General features: G+C 66.5%; 18 protein-coding genes. 5 read left to right on the forward strand and 13 right to left on the reverse strand.

The genetic code is table 11. From position 1 onward, the window contains the following. Positions 1 to 54 precede the first annotated feature (54 nt). Positions 55 to 627: a nucleotide exchange factor GrpE gene (gene grpE / locus Y958_RS13230; protein ID WP_088872335.1), complete on the forward strand. Its 573-nt coding sequence runs from the start codon at positions 55 to 57 to the stop codon at positions 625 to 627. A 162-nt stretch (positions 628 to 789) separates the two neighbouring features. On the opposite strand, the gene Y958_RS13235 is transcribed toward grpE, so the two are convergent. The 9 genes from Y958_RS13235 to Y958_RS13275 form a co-directional block, all read right to left on the reverse strand. Further along, positions 790 to 3,261 (reverse strand): sensor histidine kinase, encoded by a 2,472-nt coding sequence (locus tag Y958_RS13235; protein WP_145727597.1) that lies wholly within the window; start codon positions 3,259 to 3,261, stop codon positions 790 to 792. A gap of 205 nt (positions 3,262 to 3,466) precedes the next feature. After that, positions 3,467 to 4,762, reverse strand: coding sequence for an adenosylhomocysteinase (ahcY, locus tag Y958_RS13240; protein WP_004272644.1), 1,296 nt, complete (start codon positions 4,760 to 4,762; stop codon positions 3,467 to 3,469). Positions 4,763 to 4,949: 187 nt separating this feature from the next. After that, positions 4,950 to 5,390, reverse strand: coding sequence for a type II toxin-antitoxin system VapC family toxin (locus Y958_RS13245; protein WP_088872336.1), 441 nt, complete (start codon positions 5,388 to 5,390; stop codon positions 4,950 to 4,952). Next, positions 5,387 to 5,680 (reverse strand): FitA-like ribbon-helix-helix domain-containing protein, encoded by a 294-nt coding sequence (locus Y958_RS31410; protein ID WP_145727596.1) that lies wholly within the window; start codon positions 5,678 to 5,680, stop codon positions 5,387 to 5,389. The genes Y958_RS13245 and Y958_RS31410 overlap by 4 nt, the downstream gene beginning before the upstream one ends. Positions 5,681 to 6,023: 343 nt before the next feature. Next, complete coding sequence (ptsP, locus tag Y958_RS13255) at positions 6,024 to 7,817, reverse strand: phosphoenolpyruvate--protein phosphotransferase (RefSeq protein ID WP_244410759.1); 1,794 nt, start codon at positions 7,815 to 7,817, stop codon at positions 6,024 to 6,026. 7 nt (positions 7,818 to 7,824) lie between these two features. Further along, positions 7,825 to 8,127: an HPr family phosphocarrier protein gene (locus tag Y958_RS13260; protein WP_050897987.1), complete on the reverse strand. Its 303-nt coding sequence runs from the start codon at positions 8,125 to 8,127 to the stop codon at positions 7,825 to 7,827. 3 nt (positions 8,128 to 8,130) lie between these two features. Beyond that, entirely contained in the window at positions 8,131 to 8,532 is a 402-nt protein-coding gene (locus Y958_RS13265; RefSeq protein WP_088872337.1) for a PTS sugar transporter subunit IIA, read from the reverse strand. Next, positions 8,529 to 9,443, reverse strand: a complete 915-nt coding sequence (gene rapZ, locus Y958_RS13270; protein WP_088872338.1) for an RNase adapter RapZ — start codon at positions 9,441 to 9,443, stop codon at positions 8,529 to 8,531. The genes Y958_RS13265 and rapZ overlap by 4 nt, the downstream gene beginning before the upstream one ends. Continuing rightward, entirely contained in the window at positions 9,440 to 9,904 is a 465-nt protein-coding gene (locus Y958_RS13275; RefSeq protein ID WP_088872339.1) for an HPr kinase/phosphorylase, read from the reverse strand. The genes rapZ and Y958_RS13275 overlap by 4 nt, the downstream gene beginning before the upstream one ends. A gap of 490 nt (positions 9,905 to 10,394) precedes the next feature. On the opposite strand from Y958_RS13275, the gene Y958_RS13280 reads away from it, so the two are divergent. The 4 genes from Y958_RS13280 to katG all read left to right on the forward strand — a co-directional run bounded on the left by Y958_RS13280 (position 10,395) and on the right by katG (position 15,354). Next, entirely contained in the window at positions 10,395 to 11,486 is a 1,092-nt protein-coding gene (locus Y958_RS13280) for a patatin-like phospholipase family protein (protein ID WP_088872340.1), read from the forward strand. A gap of 63 nt (positions 11,487 to 11,549) precedes the next feature. Beyond that, complete coding sequence (locus Y958_RS13285) at positions 11,550 to 11,777, forward strand: hypothetical protein (protein WP_088872341.1); 228 nt, start codon at positions 11,550 to 11,552, stop codon at positions 11,775 to 11,777. Positions 11,778 to 11,993: 216 nt separating this feature from the next. Next, positions 11,994 to 12,881 carry a hydrogen peroxide-inducible genes activator gene (locus tag Y958_RS13290; protein WP_088872342.1) on the forward strand — a complete coding sequence of 296 codons (888 nt, stop codon included), beginning with the start codon at positions 11,994 to 11,996 and terminating at the stop codon, positions 12,879 to 12,881. 229 nt (positions 12,882 to 13,110) lie between these two features. After that, positions 13,111 to 15,354: a catalase/peroxidase HPI gene (gene katG / locus Y958_RS13295; protein WP_088872343.1), complete on the forward strand. Its 2,244-nt coding sequence runs from the start codon at positions 13,111 to 13,113 to the stop codon at positions 15,352 to 15,354. Positions 15,355 to 15,463: 109 nt separating this feature from the next. Here katG and Y958_RS13300 read toward each other — a convergent pair whose 3' ends face one another. The 4 genes from Y958_RS13300 to thpR form a co-directional block, all read right to left on the reverse strand. Continuing rightward, a complete protein-coding gene (locus tag Y958_RS13300) occupies positions 15,464 to 16,375 on the reverse strand; it encodes an SDH family Clp fold serine proteinase (protein ID WP_088872344.1) in 912 nt (303 codons plus the stop codon). Between the two features lie 375 nt (positions 16,376 to 16,750). Beyond that, complete coding sequence (locus tag Y958_RS13305; RefSeq protein ID WP_088872345.1) at positions 16,751 to 17,392, reverse strand: phosphoribosylanthranilate isomerase; 642 nt, start codon at positions 17,390 to 17,392, stop codon at positions 16,751 to 16,753. 127 nt (positions 17,393 to 17,519) lie between these two features. Then, complete coding sequence (gene pyrF, locus Y958_RS13310; protein WP_088872346.1) at positions 17,520 to 18,239, reverse strand: orotidine-5'-phosphate decarboxylase; 720 nt, start codon at positions 18,237 to 18,239, stop codon at positions 17,520 to 17,522. 96 nt (positions 18,240 to 18,335) lie between these two features. Then, on the reverse strand, positions 18,336 to 18,902 hold the full coding sequence (gene thpR / locus Y958_RS13315) for an RNA 2',3'-cyclic phosphodiesterase (protein WP_088872347.1): 567 nt from the start codon (positions 18,900 to 18,902) through the stop codon (positions 18,336 to 18,338). Positions 18,903 to 18,923 lie beyond the last annotated feature (21 nt).

Here is an 18,923-nt window from a genome sequence, read left to right on the forward strand (position 1 = left end):
TCCGGCGGTGTCGAGCCGCCGTTGTTCCGCACCCTTTTAGAGACTGCCGCTAAGATGACCGATAGCAACGAGACGACCACCGCCCCCGAAACCGACGCCGCCCCGCAGCAGCAAGCGCCGGCATCCTCGGACGCCGTCGCCACGCTGGAAGCCGAGGTCGCGTCCCTGAAGGACCAGCTGCTGCGCAGCATGGCCGAGGCGGAGAACACCCGCCGCCGCGCCCAGAAGGAGCGTGAGGACACCGCCAAGTACGCCGTGTCCGGCTTCGCCAAGGAACTGCTGGCCGTGGCCGACAACCTGCGCCGCGCCATCGAGGCCGTCCCGGCCGAGACCCGCGCCGGCAGTGAGCAGGTCAACACCCTGCTGACCGGCGTCGAGGCGACGGAGCGCCAGCTGATCGCCGCCTTCGACCGCGCCGGCATCGTGAAGCTGGAGCCCATGGGCCAGCCCTTCGACCCCAACTTCCACCAAGTGGTGGCCGAGGTCGACGGCACGGACAAGCCCGCCGGCACCGTCGTCACCATCCTGCAGCCCGGCTACACCATCCAGGGCCGCCTGCTGCGCGAAGCCATGGTCTGCGTCGCCAAGGCCGGTGCCAACCCCGGCAAGGTGGACACCAGCGCGTAATTCCAGAAAATCGCGTCTTAAAGCACCGCAAGCCTGGCCCAGAAGGGCCAGGCTCTAGGACGCGACCGCGTCCGCCGCAGGTTTTTGGGGAGCGGCAGCGGACTGAAAACCGAGGATAGCCAAAGGCCCGGATGGGCCTGCCGGCGCTTGAGGAACATCACTCTAAACTGCCATTACGGCATTCTGCCGTAATGGCAGGTGACACTGGATCAGCGTGCCCTGGTCGCTGTCGCTGATCTCCACATGGCCGCCGTGCAGTTCGACGAAGCTTTTCACCAGGGACAGGCCCAGGCCGGCGCCGGCGGGATGGTTCTGCACCTCGCCGCGCTCGAACTTGTTGAACACGCGCTGGCGGTCGGCGGCGGGAATGCCGATGCCGGTGTCGCTGACCGACAGCACCATCTCCGGCCCCCCCTCCCCCATCTGGCGCTTGGCCGACAGGGTGACCTGGCCGCCCGGCGGCGTGAACTTCACAGCGTTGCTGACCAGGTTGTACAGCGCCTGCTTCAGACGGCGCTCATCGGCGTCTAGGTTGCCGATGTCGGGTGGCACCTGCACCAGCAGGGTCACGTCCTGCTTGCGCGCCCAATCCAGAGTCAGGCCCGACACCGCCTCCAGCAGCTGCCCGACATCCACGGGGGAGCGGTCCAGGGTCATGAAGCCGGCCTCGATGGTGGCGAGATCCAGGATGTCGTTGATCAGGGCCAGCAGGCGGCGGCTGGCCTCCAGCACGCCCTTGGTGTAGTCCGCCTGGCGTTCGTTGAGCGCGCCGAAATACTGGTTATTGAGGATTTCGGCGAAGCCCATGATGGCGTTCAGCGGCGTGCGCAGCTGGTAGGACACGTTGGCGATGAATTCGGACTTGAGGCGGTCGGCGGTCGCCAGCGCCTCATTGCTGGCGCGCAGGGCCTCTTCCACCCGCACGCTGTCGGTGATGTCCAGCACGCTGATCAGCACGGCGCCATCGGGCAGCGGCACGTTGGACACGTCGACGATGGAACGGTCGGTGCGCTCCAGCCGGCCGGCGTAGCTGGACCGTTCCAGGAGGTCGGCGATCATCGTGCGCCGGCGGGCCGGCCAGTCGCCGTCGTGGTCCAGCAGGGGCTGCAGCTTGTCGATCACCTGGGTGATGTGCGGCTCGCCGTTCAGGTCCGGTCCCTTCAGCCGCCAGATGCGGGCGAAGGAGGGGTTCCACAGCTTCAGCCGGCCGTCGCCGCCGAACACGGCCACCCCTTCCGCCAAATTGTCCAGCGTCTCCTGCTGCACGGCCATCAGGGTGTTGTAAGAGGATTCCAGGGCCAGCGCGTTGGTCACATCCTCCAGCACGAACATCAGGCCGCCGAAGGGGTGGGGGACGGCGATGGTGCGCAGGGTGGTGCCGTCCGGAAGATGGACCAAGTCCTCACGCGGTTCCGTCAGGTTGGTGAACAGGGCCAGCTGGGCGCGCTTCCACCGGGGGAAGTCCACTTCCTCCTGCAGGCGCCGGCGGCTGCGCAAATCCTCCAGCACCTCGCCATAGCTGGGCTCGGTCTCCAGCCAGCTCTCGTCCAGGCCCCACAGCCGGGCGTAAGAGCGGTTGTGGAACTTCAGCTTGCTGTCCGCGCCGTAGATGGCGATGGCGGAACCCAAGTGCTCCAGCACGTCGGCATGGGCGGCGATGTGGCGCTCCAACTCCGACGACAGTTCCTGCTCGCGGGTGGTGTCCAGCGCATGGCCCAGCAGGGCGGCGCCCCCCTCCAGCGGTATCCCCAGCGGCGTTTCCGTCAGGCGCAGCAACTGGCGCTGGCCGGCGACGATGACATGGCGGCTTTCCGAGGCCGGCTCCCGGCCCGACAGGGCGCGGGCGGCCAGCAACTGCCCGGCGCCGGGACCGGTGACCAGTTCCACGCCCTGCGCCACCACCTCCTCCGGCGGCATGCCGACCGCCGTGCCGTAGGCCTGGTTGCACCAGACCAGCGCCCCATCGGCCCGCCGCATCCACAGGGGGAAGGGCAGCAGGTCCAGGGCAGCGCGGAACTGAGCCAAGCCCTCCTCCGCCACCTGGCGGCGCCGGTCCTGAGCCTTGGCGTCCGCCGTGGCCGCGGTGACGTCGCGCAGCCACAGCACGCTGACCGCTGCCGGCGGGTCGCCCCCATCGCCGGGGGTCACGGGCGGCACCACCCGGCGGCCGATGGCCAGCAGGCTGCGGCGGCCCTGATGGCAGGCCAGTTGGCGGGTGAAGGGGGTGCCCCCGGTGTCCAATGCCCGCAACGCCTGGCGCAGGGCCTCGTCATCCGGGGCGGTGAAGGCCTGCGCGATTTCGTCCGGGCGGCTGCCGGGCTGCGGGTCGGGGATGCCCAGCCAGGCGCCGGCGCTGGCGCTGGCCCCGATGACGCGGCCGGCCTGCCAGGCCACCCATTCATCGGGGCAACCAGCCAGCAGGGCATCGGCCCGCACCGCCTGGGCCTCGACCTGGGTGCGCTGGCGGGTCAGACGCGTCAGGCAGACGCCCACCGCCACCAGGCCGACGGCCGACCCCGCCAGCACCAGGGGCAGTGGCAGGTCGGGAAATCCCAGGCGCAGGCACGGGATCCCGGGCGCGGCCAGGGCGGCGACAGTCAGCGCTAGAGGCAGGGTGGTGGCATTCTTCGGCATGACGCGCGAATCTTAGTTAATGACGGGGTGGGTGCCAAGCCAACGGAAGGCTACGTTTTCGCGGCAAACCGTTGCGCTACCGAATAAAGCTCCCGCCCAGGGCGTTCCCATGCCGGGCCCATGCCTGCCGCACCCAAGAAAAAGGCCGGGCGCTGGGGCCCGGCCTTTCCTGGAAGCGCTGCGCCAGCAGGCACAGGGCGGACCCTTAGTAACGATAGTGGTCCGGCTTGAACGGGCCCTGCGGGCTGACGGCGATGTACTCCGCCTGCTTGTCCGTCAGGGTCGTCAGGTTGGCACCGATCTTGGCCAGGTGCAGCCGGGCCACCTTCTCGTCCAGGTGCTTGGGCAGCACATAGACCTTGTTCTCGTACTTGTCGGCGTTGTTCCACAGCTCGATCTGGGCCAGCACCTGGTTGGTGAAGCTGGCGGACATGACGAAGCTGGGGTGGCCGGTGGCGCAGCCCAGGTTCACCAGGCGGCCCTTGGCCAGGACGATCAGACGCTTGCCGTCGGGGAACACCACCTCGTCCACCTGCGGCTTCACCTCTTCCCACACGTAGTTGCGCAGGGCGTCGATCTGGATTTCGCTGTCGAAGTGGCCGATGTTGCAGACGATGGCCCGGTCCTTCATCTCACGCATATGGTCCAGCGTGATGACGTCGACGTTGCCGGTGGCGGTGACGAAGATGTCGCCCAGAGGGGCGGCCTGTTCCATCGTCACGACCTGGTAGCCTTCCATGGCGGCCTGCAGGGCATTGATGGGGTCGATCTCGGTCACCATGACGCGGGCGCCCTGGCTGCGCAGCGAGGCGGCGGACCCCTTGCCCACATCGCCGTAGCCGCAGACCACGGCCACCTTGCCGGCCATCATGACGTCGGTGGCGCGCTTGATGCCGTCCACCAAGCTCTCGCGGCAGCCGTACAGATTGTCGAACTTGGACTTGGTGACGCTGTCGTTCACGTTGATGGCCGGGACCTTCAGCGTGCCCTTCTTCATCATCTCGTACAGGCGATGCACGCCCGTGGTGGTCTCTTCCGACAGGCCGCGGATGTGGGCCAGCATCTCGGGATACTTGTCGTGCAGGATCTGGGTGACGTCGCCGCCGTCGTCCAGGATCATGTTCGGGGTCCAGCCATCCGGGCCGCGCAGCGTCTGCTCGATGCACCACCAGAACTCCTCCTCCGTCTCGCCCTTCCAGGCGAAGACCGGGATGTTGGCGGCGGCGATGGCGGCGGCGGCGTGGTCCTGGGTCGAGAAGATGTTGCACGAGGACCAGCGCACGGTGGCGCCCAGGTCCACCAGCGTCTCGATCAGCACGGCGGTCTGGATGGTCATGTGCAGGCAGCCGACGATGCGGGCGCCTTCCAGCGGCTTCTTGCCCGCATATTCCGTGCGCAGGGCCATCAGGCCCGGCATCTCGGTCTCGGCGATGGTGATTTCCTTGCGACCCCAGCCGGCGAGGCCGATGTCCTGGACTTTGTAATCGGTGAAGGCGGTCATGGGGGCGATGCTCCTTTGGTGCCCCGCCGGCGCACGAAGGCAAGCCTGGACGGCCCCGGCAGGATGACTGCGCCAGGGTGTACCAGCGCATCGCTTCACCAGCAAGCATAAAGACATCTTTATGTGTGCATTTGTTGGTGAGGCGGTAGCCTCACTAGGCCGCGACCGCGCCCGCCGCCTGAGGGAATTACCTCAAGAACCGCTCCACCTCGTGCACCAGCACGACACGCCCCGCCAAACGGCCACCCAGGGGGCCGCGCACGGATCGGACCAGGGCCGGGTTGGCGGTGACGTAGACCAGTTGCAGGCCCTGGGCCAGGGCCAGGTACAGGCAATCCTGGGCCGGGTGGGACAGCTGCGCCGCCAGGCGCACGGCATCGGCCAGCAAGGGGCGTGACGGCATCAGTTCCACCTCCGCTCCTTGCAGGGCCATGGCGGCAGTGGCCGCCTCCACCGCCGTCAGGTCGCCCAGGGCCACCTTGGCGCCCAGCACCTGGGCCAAGTCGCCCATCAGCACGTCGGGCGCCAGCAGGCGGTGGCCCAACAGGCGGTCGGCCACGGGGCTGGTCGCCTCCGGCACCACCCATTGCAGGGCGACCGAGGCGTCGGTGACGAATTGCAGGCTCATGCGCCCTCTCCCTCGCCCGGCGTGCCCGACGGCATGGCCTCCGGCAGGGCGGCCCAGGTCTCGGCCCGCGTGGCGGCCATGACATCGCCGGCAGGGCGGTGGGCGCGGTCGGCCAGGGACTGGCGCAGCGAGGAGGCGAGGGCGCGGAAGTCCTGCGGCTCGTTGGCCAGCGCCTGGCGCAGAATGTCGCGGCACTCGGCTTCCATGGAACGGCCGTGACGGGCGGCACGCAGCTTCAGGCGGCGCACCAGGTCCTCATCCAGGCCACGGACGGTCAGGGCAGTGGGCATCGGGGTCCTCTCAGGCAATGCCAGCAATGCTGGCACACTTGAAGGTGAATCAGCGACCCGAATCCCGTCAAGCTATTCGCATTGCCCTCAGGCGCCGGGCGCGGCCATCCGGCCGCTTGGCTTCCTCGCATTCCAGTCCACTGCGTTCCCCGGAATGCTGCGGCGGCCACGGTCGTGGCCTAAGCCGCTTGACGGCATGCTGCCGTCAAGCTGTTCGCATTGCCCTCAGGCGCCGGGCGCGGCCATCCGGCCGCTTGGCTTCCTCGCATTCCAGTCCACTGCGTTCCCCGGAATGCTGCGGCGGCCACGGTCGTGGCCTAAGCCGCTTGACGGCATGCTGCCGTCAAGCGGCAGCGTCGTTGAAATCGTCCAGCAGGGCGGCGATGCGGCCCCGGTCGGTCTGGTCCATGATGGTGCGGGCGCGGCGGGTGGCCTCGATCAGGTCCAGCCCGCGCAGGCGGCGCTTCACCAGGGGCAGGTTATTGGGCGCCATGGACAGCTCGCGGATGCCCAGGCCCAGCAGCAGGGCGGTGTAGCGCGGGTCGCCCGCCATCTCCCCGCAAATGGACACGGGAATGCGGGCGCGCAGCGCCGCCTCGGTGGTGAACTGCACCAGGCGCAGCACGGCCGGGTGCAGCGGGTCGTAGAGGTCGGCCACCTGCTCGTCGCCCCGGTCGATGGCCAGTGTGTATTGGATCAGGTCGTTGGTGCCGATGGCGAAGAAGTCGCAGAAGGGCGCCAGGCCGTCGGCCGACAAGGCGGCGCCCGGTATCTCGATCATGATGCCCAGCTTGGGCAGGGGGTGGGCGATCTTCACCCCCCGGCGACGCAGGCGGCGCACCACCGTGGCCATGATCTCGCGCACGCGCCGCACCTCCGCCACCGAGCTGATCATGGGCAGCAGGATGCGCAGGTTGCCGTGCGCGCCGGCGCGCAACATGGCGGCCAGCTGGGTTTCCAGCAGCTTGGGTTCCTTCAGCGACAGGCGGATGGCGCGCAGGCCCAGGGCGGGGTTGGTGGGCTCGCTGAAATACCCCCGCAGGGCGGTGGCGATCTTCTCCCCGCCGATGTCCAGGGTGCGGGCCGTCACCGGCTTGCCGTCCATGCTGGTGACGATGCGGGTCAGGATCTCCGTCTGCTCATCCTCGTCCGGCAGATCCTCGCGGTTCATGAACAGGAACTCGGTGCGCAGCAGCCCGACGCCCGACGCCCCCACCTCGATGGCGCCGTCCAGCTCACGCGGCAGTTCCAGGTTGGCGTTCAGGGTGACGGAGGTGCCGTCGCGGGTGATGGCCGGCAGCTTGCGCAGGCTTTTCAGCTGCGCCCGTTCGGCCAGCAGCTCGGCCCGGCGGCGCCGATAACCGTCCAGCACGTCCGGGCTGGGATTGACACAAACCTGGCCGGCGATGCCGTCCACCACCACCGTGTCACCGTTCTGCACGCCCTGCAGCAGGCCCAGGGTGCCCAGCACGGCCGGCAGGCTGAGGGACCGCGCCATGATGGCGGTGTGGCCCTCCGGCCCGCCCAGCATGGTGGCGAAGCCGGCGATGCGGCGTGGGTCCATCAGGGCGGTGTCGGCGGGGCTCAAATCCTCCGCCAGGACGATGCAGCCCTCCGGCAGGAAGGAGAAGGCCTGGTACTTGTGCTGCATCAGGTTGCGCAGCAGCCGCTGGCCCACCTCGCGCACATCGGCGATACGGGCCGCCAGGTAGGCGTCCTCCATATCGGCGAAGCTCTGCGCGATACTGGTGATTTCCGCCTGGACCGCGGCCTCGGCGTTCACCTTGTCCTGACGGATGCGTTTTTCCACGCCGCGCATGAGGCGGGAGCCCGACAGCATGGCGAAATGGGCGTCCAGCAGGAAGCCGATCTCCTCCGCGGCGCTGTCCGGCAGGCCCGAGGCCTTGGTCTTCAGCTTGCGCACCTGACGGCGCGCCTTGTCGGCGGCGGTGGCGAAGCGCTGGACCTCCGCCTCCAGTTCAGCCTCGGGAATGGCGTATTCCGGCGCCAGCAGGGCGCTGGCGTCCACCACATGCGCCGGCCCGATGGCGATACCGGAGGAAACCCCCACGCCCCGCAGCAGACGATCGGCCGCCGCCTTCATCGTGCGGCCCCGGCCAGATGCGCGATCGGCCATTTGCCGTTCAGTCCTCATCGAACTTGCGGTCGACCAGGGCGACCAGGGCGTCCAGCGCCTGTTCCCCCTGCGGCCCCCGCGCCCGCAACGTGATGGAGGTGCCGATGGCGGCCGCCAGCATCATCAGGCCCATGATGGACTGGCCGTTGACCTGGGTGTCGCCCCGCTCCACCTCCACCTCGGCATCGAACTCCGCCGCCAGCTTCACGAACTTGGCCGCCGCCCGCGCGTGCAGGCCGCGCCGGTTCTGGATGAGCGCCGTGCGCGGCGGGCCGAATGCGCCCGCGTTTCCTTCCCCCCCGCCCGTCATGGCTCAGTTATCCGCCAGCAGGGAAGAGGCGACGTTGATGTACTTGCGCCCCGCCTCGCGCGCGGCCTGGACCGCGCTTTCCAGCGACTCGGTCTTGCGCACCGAGGCCAGCTTGATCAGCAGGGGCAGGTTCACGCCGGCGATGACCTCGACCTTGGCGCGGTCCATGGTGCTGATGGCCAGGTTGGACGGCGTGCCGCCGAACATGTCGGTCAGGACCACCACACCGTCGCCGGTGTCGCACTCCGCGACCTTGGCCAGGATGTCTTCCCGCCGCTGCTCCATGTCATCTTCCGGCCCGATGCAGACCGCGCGCACTTGTGCCTGTTCCCCCACCACATGCTGGAGGGCCAGTATGAACTCCTCGGCCAGGCGGCCGTGGGTCACGAGGACCATACCGATCATCGGGTCTCCCTATTGACGACATGCGCGGGCTCCGGGGACACGCCGGACCGGTCCAATTCCCGGTGGGCGACGCCCACCCGGGAGCCCTGGGTTTGCAACCATGCCGCCAGCCGGTTGGCGACAAAGACGGAACGATGGCGGCCCCCGGTGCACCCCACGGCGATGGTGAGATAGCGCTTGCCCTCGTTCAGGTAGCGGGGCAGCAGGGGGGCCAGCAAGCGGGTGAGGTTGTCGAAGAAGGCGGCGAAGTCGCCATCCTTCTCGATGAAGGCGCCCACGGGCGGATCGTTGCCGGTCAGGGGCCGGAGATCGGGAACCCAGTGGGGATTGTCGAGGAAACGGACGTCGAACACCAGGTCGGCCTCGCGCGGGACGCCGTGGCGGAACGAGAAGCTGGTCACGAAGACATGCAACGACGGCGCCGTGTCCAACCGGAAATGCCCGCCCAGCAAACGACGGACATCGTGGATGGAAAGCTGGGTCGTGTCGACCACCACGTCGGCGTTGTCACGCAAGGACCACAGCAGGCCGCGTTCCCGGGCGATGCCGTCAGGTACGGGCCGGTCGGTGGCCAGGGGATGGGGCCGGCGGGTTTCGGTGTAGCGCCGCTGCAGCGCCTCGTCCGACGCCTCCATGAACAGCAGGCTGACGGTCCGGCCCGTGGCCTTGCGCAACCGGTCCAGTTCTGCACCCACGGCGTCGGCGGAGAAATCGCGGGTGCGGCTGTCGATGCCGATGGCCAGCGGCCGGTCGCTGGCCTGTTCCACCAGATGGGTCAGCAGCGACAGGCGCAGGTTGTCCACCGCCTCGTAACCCAGATCCTCCAGCGCCTTCAGCGCGGTGGAAAGACCGGCGCCGGACAGGCCGGTGACCACCACCACGGGCGGCCGGGTCATGGGAAGCTCACTCATGCGGCCACCTCGTCGAAGGCGGCTGGGACCAAGGGCGCCCCCGCGACCAAGGTGGCCAGAGCCAGTCGCAGGGCGGCAGGGGCGGAGGCGGCGAAGGGCCACAGCGCCACGCGGGGCACGGGCACGCCGGCCAGGGTCACGGCGGCGGGATCCGGCAGGCGGGGAACGGCATCGCGGTCGACCAGATCGACCACCAGGCGCACGAAGGCCGACGGGGTGACGGGGGCGGGCAGGATGCCCAGGCCACGCACCTCGATCAGGCCGGCCAGGCGCTCGGGCGCGGTGGCGGTCAGCAGGGTGCGCGTGGGGTCGGCGGCAAGATCCACCTGATCGTCAGCCACCAGCAGGGCGCCCGCATCCACCAGGCGCAGGGCCAAATCGGATTTGCCCGACCCCGACGGCCCCCGCAGGAGGACACCGGCACCGCCAACACTGACGCAAGTGGCATGGACGCGGATCATGGTCGAGGGAAGGTGCGACCGATGGTCCCCCCTGTCAATGGCATGACGCTTATGCGCGGCTCCCCCGGACCCGCCTGCCCTTACCATCGCCCCCGCCTTCCCTTCCCGACCCCGCTGCGATCCCAGCCGTCGCGGCCCCTTCGCCAACCCCCGAAGGCGGATATGGGATACCGTTCGCGCCGTCGGTTTTAGCAGAAGCGGCCGGCGGGCGCAAAGTCGGGCCGGCATATTGGTTTGGCGGCGCAACATTCGGTGGGGAGATTTGTAACGACGCGTGGCGGCGGACCACGATAGAGTGCCGAGGTCGGGCCGGCCTTCCGCGCAAACGGCCGGGCGCGGCGCGAATCGCCGCTCTTGGACCAGCGGGGTGCGGCCCCATATCATTGACGCCCCGGGACGCCGCAAGGCCCGCCACCCAGGGGTGTCTTCGCGTTCCGGCCGCCGTTCGGTTGCGCCGCATCATGGATCAACCCAGCGACAAGGTCCCCCGATGCCCGACAGCACGCCTCCCCAAAATCCGCCCGGTTCCAACGAGACCGCCGCCCCCAAGGCGAAGGGGCGCAACGGCCAACCACACAAACGGGTCAACCTGGGCCTGCAGGGCGGTGGGTCGCACGGCGCCTTCACCTGGGGCGTGCTGGATCGTCTGCTGGAGGATGGCCGGCTGGAAGTGGAGGCCATCTCCGGCACCAGCGCCGGCGCCATGAACGCCGTGGTCATGGCCGACGGCTACGGCAAGGACGGGCGTGAAGGCGCCCGCCAAGCGCTGCGCACCTTCTGGACCAAGGTGGGTGAGGCCGGGCGCGGGTCGCCGCTGCAGCGCAGCCTGTTGTCACGCCTGCGCGGCAGCTGGCGGGTGGACGACAGCCCGGGCTACGCCTGGTTCAACATCATGAACATGCTGGTCTCGCCCTATCAGAGCAATCCGCTGGGCATCAACCCGCTGCGCCGCATCCTGGAAGACCTGATCGATTTCGACCAGGTGCGCTTCGCCGCCGGCATCGACCTCTACCTGTCCGCCACCAATGTGGAGACGGGCAAGGTCAAGATCTTCCGCAACCGCGACATCACCGTGGACGCCGTGCTGGCCTCGGCCTGCCTGCCCCAGATGTTCCAGGCGGTGGAGATCAAGGGGGAGTATTATTGGGACGGCGGCTTCATGGGCAACCCGTCGCTGTGGCCCATCGCGTATGAGAACGAAAGCCACGACATCATCGTCGTGCAGATCAACCCGCTGGTGCGCAAGGGCGTGCCCAAGACGCCATTCGAGATCGCCGACCGGGTGAACGAGATCACCTTCAACGCCTCGCTGATGCGCGAGATGCGGTCCATCCGCTTCGTCTCCCGCCTCATCGACTCCGGCGACCTGACATCGGACCAGTACAAGGCCCTGCGCATGCACGTCATCGAGAATGATGAGGCCCTGGCCGACATGCACGCCAGCAGCAAGCTGAACGCCGAGCCGGAATTCCTGCAGTACCTGTTCACCAAGGGACGGGAGACGGCCGACAGCTGGCTGGCCGCCAATTTCGACAAGGTGGGCGTGGAGACCAGCGTCGACATCGTGCAAGATTATTTGTGAGGTTTGAGGGGCTGCCCATAAGGCCCCTTGGCCCTAGGCCCCCGCCGGCTATATGATCGTGCCATGGTCGAGACCCGCCCCACCACCTCCCGCCTCGGCGGGCTGATTCCCGACGGTTCGGACCGGCACTCCATCCTGGTGCCGCCGCCGGCGCCCACGCGCGCCGTGCAGAAGGCCAAGCCCGGCAACCGCTGGCCCTCGGCGCGTGAGCTGGCCAGCCTGATGGTCAATGGCATCCTGACCCTGCCCGCGCGCTATCGCCGGGGCATGTTCCTGGACGTGCTGATTTAGCTTTCCCCGGCCCTCGTCCAAGCGTCGCCCCAGGCGACCACTCCGATCATCTTTATCCGCAAGGCCCAGGCGATCCTGACCCTTGGCTGGCGGGGCTTGGTGCTGATCGCGCGTCCAGGCAAACCTCTCTTCTCTGATTTTTTAATTAGAATAATTCCAATCATGATGCTTTGGGACTAGGATGGCGCGGTCACCGTCCCCTTGAAGACGCCACCAATGACCCTGCCCAGCCTCAAGCAACTCCGCTATCTCGTGCACCTGCATGAGCACCGGAATTTCAGCCGGGCGGCCGCGGCGTGCAACGTCACCCAGGCCGCCCTGTCCTCCGGCATCCAGGAACTGGAGTCCCTGCTGCGCCTGCACCTCGTGGAACGCACGCGCCGCATGGTGGCCTTCACCGCCGTGGGCGAGCAGGTGGTGGAAAAGGCGCGCGAGATGCTGCGCGTGGCGCAGGACCTGGGCAATATAGGACATGGCGAGGGGCCGCTGGCCGGTATGCTGCGGCTAGGCATCATCCCGACGGTGGGCCCCTATCTGCTGCCCCGCCTGCTGCCCAGGTTCGCCAGCGGCTATCCCCTGCTGGAACTGCATGTGCGGGAGGAGTTCAGCGCCAACCTGTGTGCGGCACTCAGCCATGGGGAGTTGGACTGCGCCATCCTGGCCCTGCCCTATCCCTGCACGGCGCTGGACTATGATTTCCTGTTCGATGACCCGCTGATGCTGGCCTTCCATATGGAGGACCCGGTGGGTGGCCACGCCACGCTGCAGGAGGCCGACTGGACGGAGCGCCTACTGCTGCTGCCGGACGGGCACTGCCTGCGCGACCATGCCCTGGCGCTCTGCGGCCGCGCCGACCTGCAACGCCAGGCCATGTCCGCCGCCACGCTGCAGACCCTGGTGCATCTGGTGGACAACCGGCTGGGCGTCACCTTGCTGCCGGAAATGGCGGTACAGGCCGGCCTGCTGCATGGCCTGCACGTGACCACCCGCACCCTGCCGGATCCGGAAGCCAAGCGCCGCATCGTGCTGGCTTGGCGCAACGGTGCCGCCCTTAGCACCACCTACCAGCGCCTAGCGCAAGCGATTCGCGAGGCACGGCACTAGGTGGGCAGGTCAAACGCCGCTACATTGCCGCACCGCACAAACTATTAATACATCAGGCCCGCCATGTGGCAATAATTATGCCGCTTATCCATTAGCGGCATTTTTCATTTTTATTTCATTTATAGATTTTCCCTATAAGAATTATAGAATCAATTAGTTTGTTCCGTGTTTTTTAGCATGTTAGCTGCAGATGCATCCGAGTTCAGACTTTCCCACAAGGGAGACTTCGATGCACACGCGCGCCCTTTCCTTCGCCCTACTGCTGTCGGCGGCCGTCTCACCGCTGGCCCTGGCCTGCGCCGCCCACGCCCAGGACAAGCCTCAAATGGACAGGCCCCAAGGGGACAAGCCGATGTCCAACCAGGACTGGTGGCCCAACCGGCTGGACCTCAGCCCGCTGCGCCAGAATGAGGCCGCATCCAATCCCTATGGCGATAAGTTCGATTACGCGGCGGAGTTCAAAAGCCTGGATCTGCAGGCGGTGAAGAAGGACATCGACAAGGTCCTGACCACGCCCCAGGCCTGGTGGCCGGCGGACTACGGCAACTATGGTCCCTTCTTCATCCGCATGGCCTGGCACAGCGCCGGCACCTATCGCGTGGGTGACGGGCGCGGCGGCTCCGGCGGCGGGGAGCAGCGGTTCGAGCCGCTGAACAGCTGGCCGGACAACGTCAACCTGGACAAGGCGCGCCGCCTGCTGTGGCCCATCAAGCAGAAGTACGGGCGCAAGCTGTCCTGGGGCGACCTGATGGTGCTGGCCGGCAACGTCGCGCTGGAGAACATGGGCTTCAAGACCCTGGGCTTCGCCGGCGGCCGCGTCGATGAATGGGAACCCGACTTGGTGTTCTGGGGGCCCGAGAAGAAGTGGCTGGACGACCAGCGCTTCGATGGCCAGCACCAGCTGAAGGGCCCCCTGGCCGCAACCCAGATGGGGCTGATCTACGTGAATCCGGAGGGCCCCAACGGCAACCCCGACCCCATCGCCGCCGCCAAGGACATCCGCCAGGCCTTCGGCCGCATGGCCATGGATGACGAGGAGACGGTGGCCCTGATCGCCGGCGGCCACACCTTCGGCAAGGCCCACGGCGCGCATGAGGCCAAGTGCCTGGGCAGCGACCCGGCGGGCGCCGGCATCGAGAAGCAGGGCCTGGGCTGGGAGAACAAGTGCGGCACCGGCAACGGCGCCGACACCGTCAGCAGCGGGCTGGAGGGCGCCTGGTCCGCCAACCCCATCGCCTTCACCACCCAGTACCTGGACAATTTGTTCGGCTTCGACTGGGTGCAGACCAAGAGCCCGGCGGGCGCCATCCAGTGGGAGCCCAAGGACAAGGGCGCCGGCGAATTGGTGCCCGACGCGCACGACCCGAACAAGCGCCACCCGCCCATGATGTTCACGACCGACCTGTCGCTGAAAATGGACCCGGGCTTCCGCGCCATCGCCCTGCGGTTCCAGAAGAACCCGGAGGAGTTCGCCGCCGCCTTCGCCCGTGCCTGGTTCAAGCTGACCCACCGCGACATGGGCCCGCGCGCCCGCTACCTGGGCAACGAGGTGCCGAAGGAGGTGTTCAGCTGGCAGGACCCCATCCCGGCCGCCGACTACGCCATGATCGACAGCCAGGACGTGGCGCAGCTGAAGGGCAAAATCCTGGCGTCTGGCCTGACCGTGCCGGAACTGGTGCGCACCGCCTGGGCCTCGGCCGCCAGCTTCCGCGGCACCGACATGCGCGGCGGCGCGAACGGCGCCCGCATCCGCCTGGCGCCGGAAAAGGACTGGGCCGTCAACGATCCGGCGGAGCTGAAGAAGGTGCTGGCCAAGCTGGAAGGCATCCAGGCCGACTTCAACCGCGCCGCAAAGGGCGGCAAGAAGGTATCGCTGGCCGACCTGATCGTGCTGGGCGGCGGCGTGGGCATCGAGCAGGCGGCCAAGCAGGCGGGCTACACCGTCGAGGTACCGTTCAAGCCCGGCCGCACCGACGCCACCCAGGCGCAGACCGACGTCGCCTCCTTCGCCTACCTGGAACCGGCGGCCGACGGCTTCCGCAACTACTACGGTCCCCACAACCGCCTGTCGCCCGCTGAGGCGCTGGTGGACAAGGCCAACACCCTGACCCTGACGGTGCCGGAGATGACGGTGCTGGTGGGCGGCCTGCGCGCCCTGAACGCCAATGAGGGGCAGTCCAAGACCGGTGTGCTGACCACCCATCCGGGCACGCTGAACAACGAGTTCTTCGTGAATCTGCTGGACATGGGCACCAAATGGACGCCGTCCACCAAGACCCAGGGCGTCTTTGAGGGCTATGACCGGGCCAGCGGCGCCCTGAAGTGGACCGCCAGCCCCGTCGACCTGATCTTCGGATCGAACGCGGAGCTGCGCGCGGTGGCGGAGGTCTACGCCAGCGACGATGCGAAGGAGAAGTTCGTGAAGGACTTCGTGGCGGCCTGGAGCAAGACCATGGAACTGGATCGGTTCTAAAGCCGAGTCACATGCCCGGTACCCGTTCTAAACGGGTAGCCCAATTGGAATGGATACCGGGCAGCGACATTCTTCTCTGAGTAAGCGGACAAGCATGGCTGGTCGTGCGCTAATTTCTAACGCCCAAGGAATACAGATGCCCCCTATGATTTTCTATCATCTTAACCGCAGGAGTGTTTTGGACCGTAACCATGTAGGAATGATGAACAGATAAAACTAGGTCTTGGAATATTTGGTCATCCTCGAGTCTATATATTTTCAGACCCATCTCCACACACGCGTCGACGTGTATATGTCGATTGTGATTTCCATTTTCTGTATAATTCGTCAATGAAGATATAATTGAGTTTGCGATAGAAGGTCCATCTTCTTCGCCATTAAACATTCCAGTAATCAGTGCCTTTCTGGCAAACTCCTCTGACCATTTAATTGCGTTCTGACACTGACTGAGAAATGTAGGGTGATATTTTTCTATTATGGGCCGCCATACATGTAACTTATTAACATCAGCGCTTATCTCCTGATATGCCGTCTGGAATTCGTTAATAACTCCATGAGCGGGCACATTTTGGAGCTGCGGGTCTATAGGACCTAAAGCCGATTGCTTACCAAGAACAATAATCTTGCAGGCGCAAGCTATCATCGTTCCAGCAGACATCGCCTGTAGCGGAACAATTGCACGTATATCTGTTCCAAACATTTGCCTAAGATAATTAACAATACTTTCTGTAGCGTAAGCTTCTCCGCCGGGTGTATGCAAAAATAAGTCAAGCCCGAGAGTTCTATCCATCTTATGAACAGCCATCATCAGGCCATTCTTATCACCATCTTCTATACCAAGCCCAAATATACCTGGCTTTGTTTGAAAAGCAGAATAGTAAGTTATTATATTTCTTTTGGTGTAATTAAAAAGGCGCCGCAAATAGCGGCGCCTAACGTAATCGATAGCAACTTCTGGGGGAACGAAATGTGTCCGACGGTACCGTTCAATCTCATCGAGAATTTCGTTCCAGCTCGCCATCCACGCTTCCCCTATTATTCCATGCTAGCGAATGCGCCGAACCAACCAAATCTACGACCTTGGCACCCATAGGTTGCGCAAAATTGCCCCCATTGTAAACAGGGCTAACTGCCTCAATCCCGAATGCGGAAAACATTTCCTGAAAATCGGCGTCCGACTTTGAAACGAACCGAGTCATAGGTCGCCTCCTAAAATTTTCGCTCGCCTAGAATCAGGCCAGGGTGTTGAATCATGAACGAAAGCCACTAGCAAACTAATTCCCACCAACGCTGCTTTTAGCTAGCCAATGTTGCCATTAAGACTCACTTTGGTTAACTACCTTAGACATATCTGATCCAGAGCCCCCTTTCATATCAATGCATTAATATAGACTTACTAAATAACCCGAACAGCCTTCAAAAAGGCGCGGATGAGGGCCGGGTCCTTGTGGCCCGGCCTATCCTCCACGCCCGAGGATACGTCCACCGCCTCGGCCCCGCTGACGCGGATGGCCTCGGCCACCGTGTCGGGGGCCAGGCCGCCCGACAGCATCCAGGGCTTGGCCCACTGCCGGCCGGTCAGCAGGGTCCAATCGAAGGCGACGCCGTTGCCACCGGGCAGCACCGCGCCTTTCGGCGGCTTGGCGTCGAACAGCAGGATGTCGGCCACCGGCTCATAGGCCGAGGCTGCGTCCAGGTCGGCAGCGGTCTCCACCTTCAGCGCCTTCATCACCGGCAGGCGGGTGGCGGCACGGATGGCGGCCACCCGTTCCGGCGTCTCCTCCCCATGCAGCTGGATCAGGTCCAACGGCACCTGGGCCAGGGCTTGGTCCAGGAACTCATCCGTGGGATCGACGAACAGGCCGACGGTGCGCACGCCCGTGGGCACCATGCGCGCCAGTTCCGCCGCCAGGGGCAGCGAGACGTTGCGCGGCGACTTGGCGAAGAACACCAGGCCGATGTAGCGGGCGCCACCGTCCACGGCCGCCCTCAAGGCCTCGGGATGATTGATCCCGCAGATCTTCGCCTTGACGGGCATGGTGCGTGCTCCTCAAACGCCGGCGCGGCCCTGCGGCCGCTTGTCTAGTCCTCAGGTTCCAGTCCGCTTCGCTCCCCGGAAACTTCCGGCGGCCCCAGTCGGGGCCCAAGAGCAATGCGCTAAATTCTCAGGCCGCCAGCTCGGTGACGATGCGCTGCGCGGCCTGGACGGGGTCCTGGGCGTCGGTGATGGGGCGGCCGATGACCAGGTAGGTGGCGCCTGCCGTCACGGCGGCGGCCGGGGTCATGATGCGCTTCTGGTCGTTGGCCGAGGCCCACACGGGGCGGATGCCCGGCACCATCAGGGTGAAGTCGGGCCCCAGCTGCCGGCGCAGCACTGCGCATTCGTTGGGAGAGCAGACGACGCCGTCCATGCCGGCGACATGGGCCAGATCCGCCAGCAGGGCCACCTGGTCGGCCACCGGCCGGTCCACACCCACCGAGGCCAGGTCCAGCAGGCTCATGCTGGTCAGCACCGTGACGCCCAGCAGCTTGGGCCGGGGCACGCCCATCTGGGCCGCCGCGTCGGCAGCCGCGTCCACCGCCGCCCGCATCATCGCCGCCCCGCCCAGGGTGTGCAGGGTGATGAAGGCCGGCGCCAGGGGCATGACGGAGCGGATGGCGCCCGCCACTGTGTTGGGGATGTCGTGCAGCTTCAGGTCCAGGAACAGCGGCATGTCCAGGCCCTCGGTCACGGCGCGGATGCCGTCCGGCCCGGCGGCGCAGAAGAACTCCAGCCCCAGCTTTACGCCGCCGACATGGCCAGCCAGCCGTTGGGCCAGGGCGCGGGCCGCCTTGGGCTCAGGCGTATCCAGGGCGACGAAGGTGCGGCGGGCAGGCTGGATCATGGCGGGGCTCGACTCCGGCTATCGAGGGGATTTTAGAGGAGATACGGCATCCGTACCCCGGGCGCATGCGCAATTATGCGCGAGGGGGCCTGCGCGTCAGGGGGCCTCTTCCACCGGCCGCCAGCCGCCCAGCGGATAGCCCCGCAGCGCATGGTAGGTGCTGCCCTGCCGGCCCAGCACGCTTTCATAAAGGATGAAGCGGTCGACCGGGAACGGCCCCGCCTGGAACAGGCCGTGTTGCTCCATCAGCCGGCCGACGCGGGCCGCCGGCGTCTCGCGCCCTAGGGTGGCCAGGGTGACGTGCGGGCTGAACTTGCGCGTCTCGGCGGCCAGCCCAGCCCGCACCATCGCGCTCTCCACCTTGGCCTGCAGATGGTCCAGCGCCGGTTCGGGGCGCAAGCCGGCCCACAGCACGCGCGACTTCTCCCCCTTGCCGAACTGGCCCAGCCCATCGAGCGCCAGGGTGAAGGCGGGCGCCACCACCAGGTCCAAGGCCTCATCGATGTCCTGGGCCACGCCCTCATCCACCTCGCCGATGAAGCGCAGGGTCAGGTGATAGTTTTCCGGCGGCACCCAGCGGGCCCCCGGCAGGCCACCGGTAAGGCGGGACAGGGCATCCCGCACCGCTTCCGGCATTTCCAGGCCCACGAACAGGCGGATCATGACGCTGTACCTTCAAGGTCC

This window comes from Nitrospirillum viridazoti CBAmc, from assembly GCF_000730165.1.
In the GTDB taxonomy this organism is placed as follows: domain Bacteria; phylum Pseudomonadota; class Alphaproteobacteria; order Azospirillales; family Azospirillaceae; genus Nitrospirillum; species Nitrospirillum viridazoti.